Below are 19,005 nucleotides of genomic sequence, written 5' to 3'. Positions count from 1 at the left end.
CCAAAAAGACAAAGAAAGCTGCTGCACGGCAGCAGAGGCCGGGCGCCGAGGAGCAGGTTTATATCGCTAAGACCGTATCCTCTACCGTCTGAAAGCCTTATATTACTTATTACTTGGGATCTGTATTGACAAACATGAACGGCAGATTATTATACAGCACATTGACCAGCGCCTCACGGGTGTGCCCGGCACCGGCGGCCACACCAAATTCGAGGTTTGCTGCGGTGAAAGTGCCCGGATACCGCCTCATCGAATCTATCTGCCGGCGCATATACAGCGATGTGATATCAGCCGTCCCTGAACCGCCTGCGATAGTAAAACCATCCTTCCTGATCCCCTGGGCCGCTGCCGCATCCCTGAGCGCCCGGGCCGTCCCGTCAGGATCAGTCAGCCCGCCATGCGGATATAACGCCCAGCTGCTTTGCGCAGCAGGAAGGAAATACTGTGCATAAGCGAGTCCATATTGGAATGCATACCATGCAGCAGCACCGCCCATAGAAAACCCGCCGAACGCGCGGTGCGCGCGAGAAGCCTTCAGTTCTGCATCGTCCGTTGCCTGCAAATATGTACGGTAGCGACTTTCCACAGCGGGTACAAGGGCTTTGGTGAATTCATCCCGGACAAATGCTTTGACGAGCGGTCCGTCAGTGATGTAGCTGTCCGTTTTGAAACTGCGGTCTGGATAGTATTCAGGGAACACAAAGATCGCAGGGTTGATAATCTTATCGGCAACCATATGGTCAAGCAGCAGTTTGATCTCCGCAGTACTGTTGCGCCCCTCGCCTCCCAGATATGCAGTAAAGCCCCCGCCATACCCGTGGAGGATGTACATAACGTTATATTTCTGCCATGTATTTGTACCATAGCCGGCCGGCAGATAGACAAGGGCGGATTTGTTATATGTTTTGCCCTGATACGTCGCTGTATACGATACCTTTTCCACACTCCCCCGCTGGCTTTCAGGTACCTGCTGCGAATATCCGGAAGGCGTTTCACGGAAAGTTATATCCCCTGTGAGGTTTTTGCGGTTGCTTCCATTGATCTGTGCAGCCTGAGCGTTGTACTGTGCCCGGGCTGCAGCGCGGGCCCGTTCTTCTGCTTTCCGTTTATCTGCCTTTGCTGAGCGCTGCCCCTGGGTTTGCTGACTGTAAGCATCCGGCCGTGCAGGCCCGCTGTGCTGTGCGCCGCAGGAAGCCGGCACACAGCACAGTGCAGCAGTGATGATGGCCTGTGCGCAGCGACGGATGCATGATGTCTTCATCTGCTGCCTCCGATCCCTATACTGATGCATGGCTGTTCCGGTAAGTACGGTAATTATCCATTGTAACGCAAACAGCCCAATCAGTAATATAAAACAACCCGGACAGCTAACCGCTAAATACTGTCCTCTCCCTCTTCCCGACAAACGCACCGGGCACTAGAAGGAATGCCGCAGGGATCCGAAATACTGCACACTTATATCTTCCAGTTCACGGCCTCTTTCCTGTCATCAATGAACCTCTTATAAATATTGTTTCCGCCTTCCTGCGCCATAAGCTGCTCGTGCGTCCCCTGCTGGACGACCTCCCCTTTATCAAGGACAACGATATTATCTGCATGGCGTACTGTTTTGAGGCGATGGGCTATCATAATGATCGTCTTGTTGCGGGTAAGCGCTTCTACAGCGCGGACAAGGTCCTGCTCATTTTCGGGGTCTACATTAGCTGTTGCTTCATCAAGGATCACAACAGGGGCATCTTTCATCATTGCCCGGGCAATAGATACCCTCTGCCTTTCGCCCCCTGACAGTGACGCGCCGCCTTCGCCTATAACGGTATCGTACCCCTGCGGGATGGCCATGATGAAGTCATGGCAGCAGGCTTTCTTTGCTGCGGCAATGACCTCACCCATCGGGGCATCAGGATCTCCGAACCGGATATTATTGGCAACAGTATCTTCGAAAAGGTATACATCCTGGAAAACGAAGCTGAAATTCGCCATCAGGGAGTCCATATCATAATCTTTGATATCGCTGCCTCCGAGAGTGATCGCCCCGCTGCTGACATCCCAGAACCGTGCCATAAGAGTGCATAGCGTAGTTTTGCCTGACCCGCTGGGGCCGACTATCGCGGTCGTTGTATTTTCCGGGATATGCAGGGATACATCATTGATAACAGGGCGGTCTCCGTAAGCAAAGCGTATATGGCTGATATCGATAGTGTGGTCCGGCGGCATTATCTGATCTCCCCGGGTATCCAGAGTTTCAACGGCGAGTATCGCATTGGCCTTATCGACCGCAATATTGACAGTTCTCATCAGCGCGGACATGCTCCCTGCCGAGTCCAAGCTGGAGAAGAACATAAACGAGCAGACCAGCATCATAATGCACATACTTAATGACATTGAAGAATTTATATACCAGTAGACGGATGCTGCGGACATGCACACACCCGTTGCCTTAGTAACGAATGACTGGAGCCCCATAATAGGCAGGAACCTCATCTCCATAGCAACATTCGCCTTCTGCGCCCTCCGGATGGATCCGGACAGCTTCCTGTTCGTACCTGTATACAGCGAGTAAGCTTTGACTTCGCCCATGCCCTGAACATATTCAAGCACTTCAGATACCAGCTGCGTATCTGCATCCTCTTTTTCTTCTGCAATGCCGACTGAGCTTTTCTGGAGAAGCGCATTGACCGCAAGGAATATCAGCAGGCCTGCGGCAGCGATAAGCGCCACACGCCAGTCGAAGAAAACAGTCATCACGATGATAAGGGCTGTTGTCAGCAGGCCCTGCGTTATGATCATAACAACTTTTGTAGCGATGCCTGCGAGGTTTTCCATGGTATTCGTAGCTACCGATGTAATATATCCCAATGTATTATCGTTAAAATACCCCATAGGCATATAGCGCATATGCTCGGCGATCTCTATACGCTTATCAGCACATGTGCCATAACCGGCTTCACACTGCAGCATGACGTCGCGGTTTTTTCCCAGAACCGACAGGATGATGCTCGCCAGTATTATCCCGCCACTCACAAGGCAGGTAATAATAGTGACCTGGCCCTTAACAAGCGCATCAATCATAATGTAAACCGCGGGTATTTTCATGGCCTCAAGGAGAGACAGAAGGACACCGTACACGACAGAAATATAAAACTTCCTGCGGTTTTCGGGAGAACAGAACGCAAAGAATTTACGCATGGTTTTAATCATTTTTACCACCTTCCAAAACAGACGGACCAGCATCAGGCAGGCTGCCCACAGCTGCAGTGTCCGCAGCGGCGCCGCTGCCGTCCGGAGACGGGTCATCGTAGGTATCATGGACAGATATATGCGCCTGCCACATCGCGCGGTACAGGCTGTCACCCGCCAGAAGTTCACTGTGGGTCCCCTGGGCGCGGATACGGCCGCCTTCTACAACAAATATCTGATCAGCATTCATGACGGTCGACAGCCGATGGGCAATCATAATAACAGTTTTGCCATGGACAAGGCGGGCGAGCGCCGCCTGGATAACCGCTTCATTCTCAGGATCGGTGTACGCCGTAGCTTCGTCAAGGATCACAATAGGCGCATCCTTAAGCATAGCCCTGGCAATGGCAATACGCTGGCGCTCCCCTCCTGACAAATGCCCGCCGGTATCCCCGACAACAGTATCGTAGCCGTCCTCAAGCCCCATAATAAAATCATGGCAGCCGCACAGCCGTGTTATCTGCTCTATGCGCTCATCTGAAGCAGCAGGGTCGCCCAGACGCAGGTTCTCCCTGACGCTCATATTAAACAGGTAATTATCCTGGGAAACATATGCGATAAGCCTGTTATAATCATTCAGCGGGATATCACGGATATCTGCTCCCCCTACTTTTATGGATCCGTCTTTCACATCCCACAGGCCTGCGATAAGTTTCGCAATCGTTGACTTTCCGCTTCCTGAAGGGCCTACAAAGGCATTGACGCTTCCCTGCGGCATCCGGGCACTGACATCATGGAGGACTTCACAGTCGTTGTATGAAAAATGGACGTGGTCTACCGAGACAGATGCATCCTTCAGCTTTTCCTTTACATCTTTATCCAGCTCAATCGGCCGCTGCAATTCAGGCTGTTCCAGTATATCTGCCACCTCACCGGTTATCGTACCGACTTTAGCGATATCTTCAAGATGGGCGACACAGGCCATGATCGGCGTAATAATGCCGAAAGACATAATAATGATAAGGATAAAAACAGATGCAGGCAAAGTGCCGGTCCGGTACAGCAGGCCTCCGATGGGAAGGATGCCTATAAGCGTTGCAGGAAGGGCAACATGGAAAATATTGGAAGAAGTGATGCAGCTGCGCATCCAGCCGATAAAACAGTCCGCACCTTCCCTGGCTGCACGTACAAACTTACTGTATGAACTTCTCACCTTGCCAAAAGCCTTGATGACCTGGACGCCATTGATGTATTCAACGGCAATGTCGTTGAGCGCCTTAGTCTTCACAATGGTATTGCTGTACTTCTCTTTATACCCTGACATCATAGTTACGTACGCCACAGCCCCAACAGGGATAGTCAGCAGGCTGGCCAGCCCCATACGCCAGTCGAGGGTAAAAATATAGATGACAACACACAGCGGGCCAGCCAGGTTGGCCGTAAATTCCGGCAGGATATGTGCCAGGGCGGTCTCTATACTGTCAACACGCTCTACAATAGTGCTCTTGAGCTCGCCTGACGAACGTTCCACCACAAACCCCAGCGGAAGCCTGTACAATTTATCGCACAACGCCTGCCTGATATCAGCAAGGACGCTGAATGTTGCCGTATGCGACAGCCCGGTTGATATTTCATGGAAAATGACCCTGCACAGCCATAAGGCCAGCATCCACAGGCACATCGCCAGGTAGTACGGATAATTTCGGTTGCCGCGCAGCAGTTCAGCTACCATGGTCCCCATGATGAAGTACGGCGCCAGGCCGCACAATACTCCCAGCAATGCTGTAAAAACAGAAGCGCTATACATTATTTTATGTTTTCCGGCAAAATACATAAGCCAGCCCGCAGCCGACTTTTTACCCTGCGGAAGGCCTGCACCCCGCGGAAGGCCTACGCTGCTGCTTCCGGCTATTTTCATAGATGTATCGGCCATATCAGACCCCTTTATCCTTTCTGTCCTGTCTGTCCTGATTATCCTGCCCGTTACTTTTCTGCCTGCCACTCTCCGGAACGGCCATGCCGAGAAGCTCATACCACCCTGCAGTGAAGAACCGTTCCAGTCCATGGACATAGTCCCGTGCCTGCGTGTAGGAGAAACCGTGGGCAACAGTTTCAAATATCCCATTAAATAACGCATTCGACAGCATATGGCACAGTTCCTGCCTGATTTCCGGCACGTCCCTGCCTGCATCTTTCAAAGTCCCGATGAAGGCTACCGTGCTCTCCTCTTCCATGCGGGCGAGCCTGTCGATATAATCCTCATAACCGGAACCGGCGCCGCAGCTCACAATAAGTTTGAATGCATCAAAATTCCGATATATGATACCGAGCATTTCATCCAGATGCTGATGCGAATACATTGCCATACAGGATATCTGGCTTGACGGGGGCAGTTCGGAGAACTCTTCATTGGCATTCTTATACAGCTCCATAAATTCATTCGCGGCATCATCAACCAGGTAGCGGAAAAGCTCGCCCTTATCCCTGAACCTGTAATACAGCGTACCTGTTGTGCATCCTGCAGCCGCAGCGATCCGGCGCATTGATGCATTCATATAGCCGTATGCCAGGAATTCTTCCCGTGCCGCATCGGCGAGCGTACCCTCAGCGACCGTCCCTCTGGGGGGTGCCCCCTCGGCCAGCGTGTTCTCGGCTGCTGCATCCCTGCCCCCGGCTGCTGCGCCCCTGCCCCCGGACGCTGTACCCTTGTCCCCGGACGCTGTACCCTTGTCCCCAGACGCTGTACTCCCTGTTACTGTATTCCCGTCCAAAGCCGTTTGAGTTACTATGCGCTCAGATACTGTGCTCCCAGCTGCTGTAGCTGCCGTAGTGCCAGCAACTGTATCCGCCGTACTACTAGCAACTGTATCCGCCGTATTCTCAGCTGCCGTACTCCCATATACTTCAGCCAGCTGTTCCGCCATATCTGCCTGCCCCTTTATGCTCTGTACTTTTGCCTTTTCATACAAGCCTGTTACGGACATTTGCACCAGTCCCCATGCAATAGTCCATAACAGTGTTATGAAACAGACAACATCATAACACTGTTATGTTTTTTACACAAGGGTTTTTACAGAAATTATGGGCCGAACCGAAACACTCTGAAACATCTGGTGGTAAAACACGCAGATATAAAAACAGGAAATGTGGAAAACCGGCAAAACGGATTTTGTATCTGCGTGTTTTACCACCAGCGGAGTGGAAGAAGCGGCAATGCACAGACACACCTGAGTTGATATTTGGCTTACACCCGCGGTATTTTAAGAGTACTCACTGCTTAACGATGGGCAAAACAAAATATAATAATCTAAAAAATTAATAAGAAGGAAAGGTTATGAAAACTAAAAAACTAATCACTGTGGCTGTCGCTTTTATCTTGGCCTGTGCCGGGTTATCTGCATGCGGCAATACTGGTGGAACTTCAAATGGTGCCTCCACTCAATCCCAAAAAGCAGAGACACCAAAACCCGCTGATTTGACCGGCAAATGGAAAGAAACCAATCCCGCCAGTGCACAGCAGCATATGGAAGCAACTATTGAGGGCAATACCATCACAATCAACTGGGTGACCAGCGATTCAACAAGCCTGTACTGGAAAGGTACATATGAGCCTCCCACAAATGCGGGCGATTACAGCTGGACAAGCAAAGGCGATACGGAAACCATGAAGACTGCCCTTCTTGCTTCACGGGACTCTACTAAAAAATTTACTTATACGAAAGGCCAGCTTACATATAAGCAAACAGCACTGGGAGTAACCACTACCATCAAAATGAGCAAACAACAATGAGCCGGATACGTGCGTACGTGCCTCATTTGAACGGACACGTACGCACCATTACCCGTATGCGTATAACCCTGCTTACAGCAAATCAGCTATTCAAACGCAGGCATAAGCCCTTTTCGAGCAGTCAGCATATTCTCTCAGGTACTCTTGGCAATAGAATCTCTCTGGCTTAAACACTGGAGAAAGAAAAATACAGTAAGCATTACACTCCTGAATGCAGGTTTCTACAAATACTCTATTCCTTGGGTTAGAGCACATGTTCACCAAACTTCATTAAAAAATTTATTGGGAATAGGCAAATTACCTTAATATACGCGAATTTATTCGGTGATATTTTAGTATAATTACCCATGCCCTGGATGCGATGATATCAGGGAAATGTGGGCAAAACATGGGCACGCCACAGGAACAGGGAAAAGAAAAACCCCGGAACACTAACGTTTCCAAGGATTTCATACAGCTTATCAAAGTGCCCCCTCAGGGACTCGAACCCTGGACACGCGGATTAAGAGTCCGCTGCTCTAGCCAGCTGAGCTAAAGGGGCAATGTGACACAGTCACAGCGGTTCAATCAAGAACCGAATTCTTACTATACTCAACATCCTGACATACGCAAAATCACACGTGTTGTGCGTGTTGTACAGCCTCACAGACGGAATACGCCAAGACAGGGCCATACCGCGAACGGGATTGCTACGGACGGAAAGCACTACACGATTTTGGGCATAGGAGTGGTAAGCGAAGTAGTGAGGTTAACACTTACAATACCGGCGCCCATATTCACAGTTACTTTTTTGAGGGTGACTGTCCGCTGATCCTCAGGGAGGGAATCATCGTCGGTCATCGTGGCAGGAGATTTCACCGCACACACCGCAAGGTCATCAATAGAGATACCAGCCTGATTGCACAAGCTGCGCGCAGATTCAAGGGAATCTTCAAAACCATCCTTAAGGATCACCCGTCCTGCAGGGACACCGTAGGCATGGGAAATAATCCAGCGGAGATTGTCCAGCAGCGGTATGCCTTTGCGGCTGGAACGGCCGGGAGCAGAAAGCCGGGAAGGGATGGAGGGCTCGGAGGGCTGGGAATTCCCAGAAAACTTAGATGCCTCGGAAAGCCCGGAAGATGGAGACAGTTTAGAAGACGGCTCAGGAGACGGGAAAATCTCCGCAGGCTGAGAGTTATTCTGCGCTTGGCTGTTGGCGGGCTGAACAGATCGGACCGATTGAGCCGGATCACCCGGGACCGCAAGAGCATCAAGGAAAACGCCAAGCTGGGATTCTATCCCCTCGCCCCCATCGCGGAACAGGTTGCCGATTATGGGGTCACGGAAATGAAGAGCTGACACCGTTTCACGAAGGGCAGGAACCTCGCCATCCTCGCCATCCCACAGATTGATCAGAGGGAAAGCAGGGATACCTAAGGATTCAAGACGGCTGACGTGGAACGGGTAACGCCACTGGAGCGCGGGATCATCACGCCATGTAGTTGCGCGCGTAACCACCACTGCGGCAGAAGGCCATGGTGCGCCGTACTCACGCGCAGCTATATCAAGCCACTTCTGGGCACCGGCATCCGCGCCATAGCCAGCCTCCACAACAACCACATCATGCAGTGCGCACGCCAGGTCAACGGCAGCCAGCCCCGGGATACCCAGCGATACGTTAGCAAACGGGCCGCAGTGCACATACACGGGGCTGCCCTGTGCCGTCTCCATGGAGGCTGGCTGGACGGCATTCCCGATTACACGCACTATGCGGTCCGCATCCACGAAATCCCCCACCTGCACGGGAATGCCGTCCCTGGCTCCGCCAAGCATGGCGCGGATGCGGGTTTTCAGCTCACTCTCGCTGCGCGAGAGTACTACGATCTGCATGAGCTCGCTCGCAGGTGTAATGACCGTACGCTCGGGGAGCTTCCCGCTATCAACCGCAATGCTGCGCAGTGAGCGTGACGGTGTCTCTGATACGCGCGGGATCATCACTGTATCAAGCACACCATCGTCCACTGCCTTCTCGCAGAATGCCACAAGGAGGTTCTGCGCATCAGCGATGCGCGCCATTTCCCCCGTCAGACCCCAATCAGCGAGTTCCGCATGGGAAAGGCTCGCCTTGCCGCCGCCCGATGCCCCGCCTTTGGACCCCGCTGCCGTAATGCCCATACTTGGCTGCCGCAGTACGGCTGCTGCATCTACGCCGCGCGCACGCAGTGCATCAATCAGCGCAATAGTAGCCGTTGTCTTGCCTTCACCGCGCGAAGCTTTCAGCGGGGTGTCTGCGGTTACAAGGATGACTTTGCCGTGCTTGCGTTTGCGCGGGAGGCCATGCCCGTCTGACGAACGCAGAAAATCCAGGTACCCGAAAGCATCGATTTTCCCCAGCTGCCCGTATGGAACGACAAAGCGCGCGAAATCAGGGAAGCTGGAAAAGATGGCCCTATAAGCGGGCGTATCCAATGGATCCGCTACAGTACCTGACAGTTTTACCCCGGCATCCAACAGCTCACTTAACGGATCTGTCCCGGTGCCAAGCGGATCCATCCGTTCCTGCCCCATATCTGATACAGCCATTTTCACTCCTTAACGTTTCCAGCGCCCGGAACATTCCCGGCATCCCTAAATGCCTCCAGATTTTAACGCATCCATCACAACGGCATCTCCGGCAATCCTGTCAGGCCAGACACGCCTTAGCTCTTTCAGTGCCTCCAGCATCAGCCGGCACACCGGCCTTCAGCGGATTTAATGGTCCGACAGGTGGAAACCGTTCTTCATGCCCATACTCGTTGTGTACAGCACCTTAGCAAGCAGATCATCAGTTTCTGTTTTGACGATATGGGAGAAATCCTCATTCGCCTTATTCAGGATCTCATGGACCTTTCCATCAGCCATATCATCAGCAGATACAGCGCCGGAACTGATAAGCTCCCCCACCAGCGCATCCGTATCGGCTATCATCCTGTGCGATAACCCGCCAAGCTTCTCCACATACCGGTCAATATTCGCCGTATTATCGTTGAACTGCGCATCAGCAAGCGCTGCAATAATACGGTTCGCCCAATAGAAATTACCCGTATCCGGAGCCTCGCCCGCGCCACGGTAGTATTCGGGGGATTCCGTGATGTTGGTATACAGCGGCACCATCGCATTGAACACATTGGAGCTGAAACATGTCCACTGGATAGCCCGCGAAATTTCAGGGGCATAAGGCCGCAGCTGGATAACACACAGATGGTTCGTGCGGTTGATCCCGATAGGCCGGAACTGTGTGCGTGTAGCCTCGGTGCCCAGCTTTCCATAAGGATCAAAAGCAGTCCCCTGGAAATGCGAGCTCAGCGCATACTTGACGTCTTCAACAGTGATCCTGCGTTCAGGCTGGCGGCACCATGGGATGTCGTCACTGCGCGGGGTAAAATCAGCATCTTCCCCATCCCATGAAGCATCCAGAGGGTTGAAGCAGCGCTGGATATACCATGCCCGCGGAGTATTGTACACATGGTCGGCATCGGAATGGGATCCGAACGCCCAGCGCGGGTTGAACAGCGAGCCCTGTTCCACAGACAGATCCAGATGGTTGCTGCGCACAAAATCCAGCAGGTCATCTGAGCACATAAACTCTTCCTGATCGCCAAAAGCATCATCAAAATCGAACTCATCAATGCCCAGCTGGTTCGGCATAGTCACATAGCAGTCATCCGGCACGCGCCGCGCCATCCAGTGATGCCCGCCGACAGTTTCCACCCACCAGATCTCATCAACATCACTGATCGCAATACCGTTCATCTCATAAGTACCGTAATCGCGCAGGATCTCGCCATACCGTTTCACACCCTCGCGGGCAGTATGGGCATACGGCAAAACGAGGGTGAGGATATCTTCCTCACCGATGCCGCCGGGTATCTCAGGCCTGTAATCCGCCTCGCCTTCCCTGCCGGCTGCTTTCTGCAGCTCAACAAGCGGGTCTGCCCCAAGCACGCGTTCATTCGTCGTAATAGTTTCCGTATTGCTGATAGCTACATTGCATTCATTGACCCCGTGAGATCCCCAGATACCGATTTTGCGCAGGGAATCAGGGACAGCAGTATACCGCAGCGGATCATCCGGAAGGTCGATCTCCACATGGCTGATCACCGAACGGTAATGCCGGGGCTGCTCTTCAGGATTCACTACGACAAACTCTTTTGGGGTGAACTCGCCGTTAGGCGAGTCCTCATTGCGGGCGATCATTGTTGAGCCGTCGTAACTGGCATTCTTGCCGACAAGTATAGTGGTGCAGGCCATTGTCCTCCTTATCCGGGTACCGGGTCTCCCCCGTGATCCCCTGGTCGTGATCGTGTATGCGTACTATGCGTACGGTATGCATTACGGGTGCGTATTGTATATGCATGCAGCGGGCTCCCCCACAGGAGGAGCCTTTATGCTAGATCCGCATATCCTTTTACGAACTATACCGCATAAGCCTCCTATAACGCACGGACTGTGACGGACAGCGTCCACTGTGCGGACGAATGGATGACACAATGGATGCGGAGGGCGCATAGATATGAAAGGGCACAGATGTGAAGATGCGCAGAAATCCACCCCTGCACTTAGTGCCTTACGCCTCGCCCGCCAGCCAGATTACCGCAGAATCCACCACATCACTGCTTTTGCGCAGCCCATTGCGCAGCTCATTAAGCCAGAACCCTTCACGGAGCCCCTGCAAAGGGCGGGACGTAGCATAAACGGCAAGCATATAGTCATGCTGTTTATCCGGAGGCTGGGGGCCGTTATACCGCTGGCTGACTGCAGGGTCCTTAACGCCGGCCATAGGTGAAGCCGCAGAATTACGCCCCTGCACAGCTTCGGGGATCAGCGCGGGGAGCTGCCGGGAAAAATCTTCCGGGATCTGCAGCGCGCGGGAATCATTGAAATCATACATCAGCGCATCAAGGGGAAGGTTCGCCACAGACCAGTGTATCCACTGGAAACCGGAAACCGGGATCGCATCATCATCAACGAATTCCCAGTGCACATACCGGGCCTGAGGGGCAATATCGCTGATATAGAAGGGGAATGACACCACCGGGACACCACCGGTCAGGTTCTCCTCAGGCGCATGTTTGGCGTACGCATCAGGGATCGTTGTAAAATCGGCAGAAACTTTCATTGGATACTCCTTTATGGCCAGGGCTGGAGGCTGCGATGGGGGGTGGTATTGTACAGTTTAACCGCATGTTCAGCGGCCACCCCGCTGTTCGGGCGGACCCACCGCTTCCTTATCTTCCCCATTCTAACGCACAAATCCTGACACACAAAAGGTGACGTGCAGCAGGGGAAACTAATGCTGGTGGTAAAACACGCAGATACAAAATACAGTTCCGGCGTTTTCCACAATTTCCATTTCTGTATCTGCGTGTTTTACCACCAGCAGCTGCGCAGTCATGCAGATTGCCGTGTTATAACAAACTGTGTGATACAGGACGCACGATATACGGATAATCAGTAAACAACCAGGGAGGCCAGCAGGGATTCAAGGACAAGCTGCTGGGAACCGTTGTGGAGCAGACGGCGGCGCGCAGCATCAATAGCATGGAGATTTGCTACAGTACGGGCGCGGGATATCCGCGCGGACATATCGGCAATAGCAGTGCGGTTCTCAAGGTTGACGATCCCTGCAGTATCCTCAGCATTATTCTGCAGGACAGAAATATCACGGTATACGCTTGCAATAGTATTCAGGAAACGGTCCAGCACATCACGCGAAAGCCGCACAGTGCGGCGGCGGATATCCTCTTTTTTGCCAATAGCATTGAAAGCAGGCCTCAAGGCAGCCGGGATCTTGTCGCCTGGTGCAAGGCCATTAATTTCGCAGAAATTTGCCTCCTCCTGGGCGACGGCACGGTCAACGCCGGTTTTAGCCTGGCCCTGCGCACTGTCAACCATTGACGAGGCCAGGAGGACGGCATCGGATGCGCGCCTCATCCCGAGCACCCCTACAACGATCTCATCCCTGTCCGCGAGCGCCTGGTCGTCTGTTGCATAGAGGCGCGCAATGCCGATATGGCCTTGCGCCAGGCGGGCGCACCGCTTTGCCAGCGCCTCATCAGCCCCAGCTGTGCTTCGCAGGAACTTGGCTACCGCTGCAGTCTGCGGCACAGCCAGGTTAACTATGCGTGTCCGGCTGCGTATGGTAGGGAGGACATCCTCCGAACTTGGGGCGCATAACAGCCATATAGTCCGCTCTGCCGGTTCTTCGACTTCTTTGAGCAGCACATTCGTCGTGCGTTCAAGCATCCTGTCAACATCTTCAATAATAATGATGCGCCAGGGTGTTGTGGAAGGCATCTGCTCAGAATCTGCAACAAGTTTGCGCACTTCATCGATTGATATAGTTACACGGTCTGTTGCAAGCACGGTAACATCAGGATGCTCATCCCGCATGACCTGCCTGCAGACAGCGCACTCTCCGCAGCCATGCCGGGGGCATTCAAGGGCAGCCGCAAATGCACGCGCAACCCGGGAGCGGCCGGATCCGGGCGCCCCGCATATCAGCCACGACTGCGCGATCCTTCCTCTTCTCAAGGTTCCCCTCACGCTTTCCCCAGCGTCTCCCTTAAAGCCGTCCCTGTCCCCCTCCTTAGATTCCTCCTGAGAAATCCCCTGATCAGAAATATCCTTGCTACCGCTGTGAAGGCTTTCCTTATCGCCGCCCTCCCACGACTGCGGTGCGCCTGCAAGGCGGCTCAGCAGGTCCACAGTCGGCTGCTGCCCGATGATGGAGTCCCAGACACTCATCTTCCTGCCCCATCTCTTCCTGTCTCAACCTGAGCATCCCCTTTCAGTGCATTTTTGCCTGTTACGCTGCCGCCAAGCAGCGCATCAATATCCGCCTGGATAACTTCCCACACAATATCTGCAGGCATTGAAGCGTCAACCACCATAAACCTGTCCGGTTCATCCTCAGCCAGGGACAGGAATGCCCGCCTGGTACGTTCAAAGAACCCGGAGCCTGAAGACTCCAGCCGGTCAGGCTCCCCTGAAAGCCTTTTCTTTGAATCTTCAAAACTCATATCCAGCAGATATGTACGTACAGGCCACAGATCCCCTGTTGCCCATGCATTAATAGAACGGACGTCTTCCAGGGCCAGCTTACGCCCGCCCGCCTGGTACGCCAGCGAACTGTCAATATAGCGGTCGCTTATCACCATACAGCCATCATCCAGCGCGGGACGGATCTTCTGCGCAACATGCTGTGCGCGGGATGCTGCATACAGCAGTGCCTCGGTCCGCGGCGATTCATCTTCACCATGAAGGAGTATGCCGCGGATCTGCTCACCTATCGCGGTGCCTCCCGGTTCCCGGGTCACCAGCACATCGTATCCCGCGGATCCGAGATACCTTTCCAGGCGCCTTACCTGCGTTGACTTCCCAACGCCATCCACACCTTCAAAAGAAATAAAGTACCCCGGGTACTCCGGCTGTGCAGGCTGCCTTCCCAGGCTTCCCATATCCCCTGCACTCCCCGGGCTCATGTCCGTCTCCCCGCTGTGCTCCGCCCGGATACACCGGACGCATCAGCCGCAGTAGCCTTTACGGACGAGGCGCTTTGCGCGGCGGCAGCCAAACTCCTGCCTGATTTCACGCCCGAAGACCTTCCGGCCCTCGCGGCACGTGCAGAAGAACCGGCCTTCGCCTTCACCGCACGCGGGCCGGAACCGGATTTCGCAGTGCCGCGTTTCCTGCCGCGCCGTTTTGACGGCCCCGCAGCACGCTTTTCCGCAAGAAGCCTGAAAGCCTCTTCAGGCTCGATCGATTCTGCTGTATACTGTTTGGGAAGGGTCCGGTTCGTTTCCCCATCCGTAATATAAACACCGTAAAACCCGTCTTTGATCGTTACGGCCTTACCATTTTCCGGATCAGTACCCAGCTCGCGGAGCGGAGGCTTCGTGGCACCCCGTGTACGGCGCCCGTATTTGGACTGCGCAAACAGCTCTTTCGCCTTATCAATATCAACTGTAAAAATATCATCCTCGCTGGCAAGGGAGCGGGTCTCCGTTTTTCCGCCCGGAAGGGTTTTCGACAGATACGGGCCATACCGCCCATTATTCGCCAGGACTTCAACTTCTTTGGCCTCATCGGATCCGGGATCTGTTTCTTCAACAGTACCAACGACCCGCGGAAGCCGAAGCAGTTTCAGGGCGTCATCCAGAGTGACCGACTCCGGGGACATTGTCTTAAACAGCGACGCCATTTTAGGCTTATCTTCGCCTTCAACAACCAGCGCCGCATAAGGCCCGAAGCGCCCGGAACGGACTTCGACCGTCCCTCCCGTTTCAGGGTCTGTGCCAAGCTCACGAGGTCCGGAGGAACCGCTGCTGATAAGGTCATGCCCTGCCTCTACGGTCAGTTCATCGGGAGCCATGGTATCAGGCAAAGACGCCCGCTTCGGCTTACCTTCCGCATCAGCATCCTTCGTATCTTCGAGATATGGGCCATACCGCCCGACGCGTACCTGGAGCCCGTCCCCAATCACAATAGTATTGATCTCCCGGGCATCAATATCACCCAGCTGTGCTACCTGTTTCTGCAAGCCTTCACTGGCTTCCCGGGCATTCCTGGCTGATCCGGATCCGCTGCCGAAATAGAAATCAGCCAGCCATTCCTTACCGGACTGCCCTCCCTGCGCAATAGCGTCCAGCCCGTTTTCCATGTGTGCAGTGAACTCATAATCAACGTACTGCGGGAAATTCTGTTCGAGCAGTTTTGTCACAGCAAAAGCCAGCCATGAAGGGATCAGCGCCCGCCCCCTCTCATACACATATCCGCGGTCAATAATTGTAGAAATAATGCTTGCATACGTGGAAGGGCGTCCGATCTCTTTCGCCTCAAGGGTCTTCACCAGCGATGCTTCTGTGTACCGCGCCGGCGGCTGCGTTTCGTGTCCGGAAGGTTCCGCATCCAGGGCATGGAGGATATCACCCGTATCCATAATGGGCAGCACTTCATTATCATCAGAACGGCTTTCTGAAGAAGCAGAAGCCCCCTGGGCGGATCTCCCGACGCTGCTCCCAGCCCCTGTTTTATGCCCGCCATCGCCATAAGCCCTCAGGAACCCCAGGAAGTCAATGACTGTTCCTGAAGCCTGAAAAACAGCCTCCCCATCCAGCCCTGCAGCAGCACTCAGCCTCACTGTGGCAGTTGACCCCGTGGCATCAGCCATCTGTGAAGCAAGGGTACGCTGCCAGATAAGGCGGTACAGTTTCAGCTGTTCCGCAGGCACTTTCCCCTCAAGCGACTCAGGCTTGCGGAAATGTGCCCCTGACGGGCGGATGGCCTCGTGCGCCTCCTGGGCACCGGCGGAAGTTGTAGCATACTGCTTAGGCTTTTCCGACAGGTATTTGTCCCCCCATTTTTCACTGACCTGCTGCCGGGCGGCACGGATGGCTTCACCCGATAATGTGACAGAATCCGTACGCATATATGTGATATACCCATTTTCATATAGTCCCTGCGCAGCCCGCATAGTGCTGCGCGATGACATCCCGAGACGGTTGCCCGCAGCCTGCTGCAGAGTTGACGTGGTAAACGGCGGTACAGGGCGGCGGCGGTATGGCTTTGATTCCATAGATATAACTGTAAAATCCTGCCCCTGCACAGCATCAGCAATGCGCTGCGCATCAGCCTCGCTTAATACCATGGCATTATCCTTCGCCATTGCCTGCGAAGGTTTCCCATCACTGCCAAAATCTTTTGACCCGGCAATACGCCGCCCGCCTAATGACACCAGGCGCGTATTGAACGACGTATCAACGGCATTATCGCCGGGCACTGCATTCCCCTCAGAATCCCTGCCGACACCGTTGCCTACAGCCACTGTAGCGATAACATCCCAGTACGGTGTCCGGACAAACGCCATACGCTCACGCTCACGCTCAACTATCAGCCGCGTAGCCACAGACTGCACGCGTCCCGCAGAAAGTCCTGTTTTGACCTTGCGCCACAGCACAGGCGACAACTCATAGCCGTACAGGCGGTCAAGCACCCTTCTGGTTTCCTGGGCATCAACCATGTTCAGATCAACATCACGGGTTTTTTCCAGCGAGTCTTCAATGGCACTCTTTGTGATCTCATGGAAAACCATACGCTTAACAGGTACTTTCGGCTTCAGGGTCTGTACCAGATGCCAGGCAATCGCCTCCCCCTCGCGGTCCTCATCAGTTGCCAGATATAATTCATCAGCATCTTTCAGGGCTTTGCGCAGCTGGGTGACTGTCTTCTTCTTATCCTGGCCGACAACATAGTACGGCAGGAACCCGTCATCAACATCTACACCAAACTTGCCGTATTTTTCCTTATCTGCTGCAGGGACTTCAGACGGCTGTGCAAGGTCCCGGATGTGCCCCACCGATGCCATAACCGTATAGCCGTCGCCAAGATACCCGCCAATTTTGCGTGCTTTTGTCGGCGACTCCACAATCACAAGCTTGTTCCCTGCCATCCAGACCCCTTTCACGGCACTGTAACACCACACTTACTGAAAAGTACTATAACACATATATCGACAAGAACGGCGTGACAGGTACCGGGGTACCCCGCAAACCGGCATACAATCCGGCTGCCTCGGTTCGCTTGGCTTTATCTTATTCCTATAGCCTTATCTGTACCATGGCGAAGACGGTGGAGCCGGAGGCGCGCCTACCATCCCCGCACGGGACAGCGGGGAAGCTGTCGCCTGACGCAGTGCAGACAGGACACCGAAAGATATCAGCGCACATCCGCAGATCGCAAAAATAGCCGTAATATTTATCTGTACAGTAAAGCCGACCGGCTGGAAAAGGATATAATCCCACAGCTGCCATACCATGTATGCTGCGTAGGCAAGCATCATGGCCCCCGCCGTGACCATAACCGTTGCACATATCTGGATACTGGCAGATGCCGTCCGCCTGCCGGGCATGTCCATGCCAGTACCGCGCGTAAAAGCGAGAGTAAGCAATGCCAGCCCGGTTACAAGGAATACCGCCATAATAACGTCAGTCGGGCGATGCCATTTATCTGCGATAACGCTGAAGCCCACAAGAAGGACGAATACTGTAGCGAGGAGTGATGACAGCGCGCGCAGTACCCGGGGGACGGATATCACGAATATCACCGCAGCGGCAGCCGCCAGCGCCGTATGCCCGGATGGTGCGGAATTCGCCGGATTGCTGATGGAAGCATCGATAACCGGCCGGGGAAGGATAATCTTAAGCCCGCGCGACAGTGCATAAACCAGGCCGCCGGACACGGCTATCTGCACGAGAAGGAACCATCTTTTCCGGATAAGGGCAATCAGTACTGCAAGCGCGATAATACCTGCACATACGTAAACAACAAGATGGGAATTAGCAAATATGCGGTTAAGTAGTGAGGCGTGGATATACGTTTCGGGGAACCTGTGCCACACCCAGTCATCAAATTTCTGGCCGCGGTAGGTGCACACTCCGGCAAGCCATGTACCGGCTGCCAGGGCAAGGAACAGAAGCCCCAAAATTGCTGACCACACTATTGCCGAGGCCCGCGGATGCGTCAGCAGGCGTTCTTCAGCCCTCTGCGTAGGCCCTATTATGCTGTCAAAGCCTTTCTGCCCGCCAGGCTGGGACGGATCTGCTGCGGATGGCGGTACGGCAGCCGGCGGTATTTCAGCGGACGGTACTGCAGCCGGTGGGACCGCAGGGAACTGGGCTGTCTGCACATCCCGCACAGCCGGCATCATCTGCGTAGGCTGTACAGGGGATTCCTCAGGAGCCTGGGCCTGGCCGGATACAGGCATTGCATCCGTCCCGCCGGCTTGAGGCATAGGTCTTGTCTGACCTGCATCAAACTGCGCAGTACTGATCTGCCCTGCGCCGGGCTGCCTTGCGCCTGACTGCCCTGCGGCATCATGCCCTGAGTCCGGGGTACGGGGCTGCCCGCTTCCGTTTTCTGGCCTGTCAATCATTGGATCGTTATTTACCATTCACTGTATCCTTACCGTCCGTATTATCCAGCCGAAGCAGAACCGCATTACCGGGAAACCCGCAATA

General features: G+C 54.0%; 12 protein-coding genes and 1 tRNA gene. 1 reads left to right on the top strand and 12 read right to left on the bottom strand.

Annotated features, from left to right (window positions below):
* Window positions 1-109: 109 nt before the first annotated feature.
* The 4 genes from HMPREF9156_RS0100370 to HMPREF9156_RS0100355 all read right to left on the bottom strand — a co-directional run bounded on the left by HMPREF9156_RS0100370 (window position 110) and on the right by HMPREF9156_RS0100355 (window position 6,101).
* Window positions 110-1,261 carry an alpha/beta hydrolase gene (locus HMPREF9156_RS0100370; protein WP_007148260.1) on the bottom strand — a complete coding sequence of 384 codons (1,152 nt, stop codon included), beginning with the start codon at window positions 1,259-1,261 and terminating at the stop codon, window positions 110-112.
* A 194-nt stretch (window positions 1,262-1,455) separates the two neighbouring features.
* A complete protein-coding gene (locus HMPREF9156_RS0100365; RefSeq protein ID WP_007148259.1) occupies window positions 1,456-3,198 on the bottom strand; it encodes an ABC transporter ATP-binding protein in 1,743 nt (580 codons plus the stop codon).
* Entirely contained in the window at window positions 3,191-5,110 is a 1,920-nt protein-coding gene (locus HMPREF9156_RS0100360; protein ID WP_007148258.1) for an ABC transporter ATP-binding protein, read from the bottom strand. Before HMPREF9156_RS0100360 ends, HMPREF9156_RS0100365 begins: the two co-directional genes overlap by 8 nt.
* Window position 5,111: 1 nt before the next feature.
* The gene (locus tag HMPREF9156_RS0100355; protein ID WP_231198115.1) at window positions 5,112-6,101 is read right to left on the bottom strand and encodes a TetR/AcrR family transcriptional regulator; all 990 of its coding nucleotides are present in this window, start codon (window positions 6,099-6,101) and stop codon (window positions 5,112-5,114) included.
* A gap of 410 nt (window positions 6,102-6,511) precedes the next feature.
* Between HMPREF9156_RS0100355 and HMPREF9156_RS0100350 the strand changes: the two genes are divergently transcribed.
* The gene (locus tag HMPREF9156_RS0100350) at window positions 6,512-6,967 is read left to right on the top strand and encodes a hypothetical protein (protein WP_007148256.1); all 456 of its coding nucleotides are present in this window, start codon (window positions 6,512-6,514) and stop codon (window positions 6,965-6,967) included.
* Window positions 6,968-7,434: 467 nt separating this feature from the next.
* Here HMPREF9156_RS0100350 and HMPREF9156_RS0100345 read toward each other — a convergent pair.
* The 8 genes from HMPREF9156_RS0100345 to HMPREF9156_RS0100305 all read right to left on the bottom strand — a co-directional run bounded on the left by HMPREF9156_RS0100345 (window position 7,435) and on the right by HMPREF9156_RS0100305 (window position 18,938).
* Window positions 7,435-7,508 (bottom strand) — tRNA-Lys (locus HMPREF9156_RS0100345).
* 164 nt (window positions 7,509-7,672) lie between these two features.
* Entirely contained in the window at window positions 7,673-9,532 is a 1,860-nt protein-coding gene (locus HMPREF9156_RS0100340) for a formate--tetrahydrofolate ligase (RefSeq protein ID WP_007148255.1), read from the bottom strand.
* Between the two features lie 168 nt (window positions 9,533-9,700).
* Window positions 9,701-11,239, bottom strand: a complete 1,539-nt coding sequence (locus tag HMPREF9156_RS0100335; protein WP_007148254.1) for a C69 family dipeptidase — start codon at window positions 11,237-11,239, stop codon at window positions 9,701-9,703.
* 316 nt (window positions 11,240-11,555) lie between these two features.
* A complete protein-coding gene (locus HMPREF9156_RS0100330) occupies window positions 11,556-12,107 on the bottom strand; it encodes a YbhB/YbcL family Raf kinase inhibitor-like protein (protein WP_007148253.1) in 552 nt (183 codons plus the stop codon).
* 332 nt (window positions 12,108-12,439) lie between these two features.
* Window positions 12,440-13,735 carry a DNA polymerase III subunit delta' gene (locus HMPREF9156_RS0100320; protein ID WP_007148251.1) on the bottom strand — a complete coding sequence of 432 codons (1,296 nt, stop codon included), beginning with the start codon at window positions 13,733-13,735 and terminating at the stop codon, window positions 12,440-12,442.
* Window positions 13,732-14,472, bottom strand: coding sequence for a dTMP kinase (gene tmk, locus HMPREF9156_RS0100315; RefSeq protein ID WP_007148250.1), 741 nt, complete (start codon window positions 14,470-14,472; stop codon window positions 13,732-13,734). Before tmk ends, HMPREF9156_RS0100320 begins: the two co-directional genes overlap by 4 nt.
* Entirely contained in the window at window positions 14,469-17,438 is a 2,970-nt protein-coding gene (gene topA / locus HMPREF9156_RS0100310) for a type I DNA topoisomerase (RefSeq protein ID WP_007148249.1), read from the bottom strand. The genes tmk and topA overlap by 4 nt, the downstream gene beginning before the upstream one ends.
* A 156-nt stretch (window positions 17,439-17,594) precedes the next feature.
* A complete protein-coding gene (locus tag HMPREF9156_RS0100305) occupies window positions 17,595-18,938 on the bottom strand; it encodes a phosphatase PAP2 family protein (protein ID WP_007148248.1) in 1,344 nt (447 codons plus the stop codon).
* Window positions 18,939-19,005: the final 67 nt, after the last annotated feature.

Source organism: Scardovia wiggsiae F0424, assembly GCF_000269605.1.
In the GTDB taxonomy this organism is placed as follows: Bacteria; Actinomycetota; Actinomycetes; order Actinomycetales; family Bifidobacteriaceae; genus Scardovia; species Scardovia wiggsiae.
The sequence above is the reverse complement of the archived record's forward strand: the minus strand, read 5'-3'. Positions and strand labels throughout refer to the sequence as shown.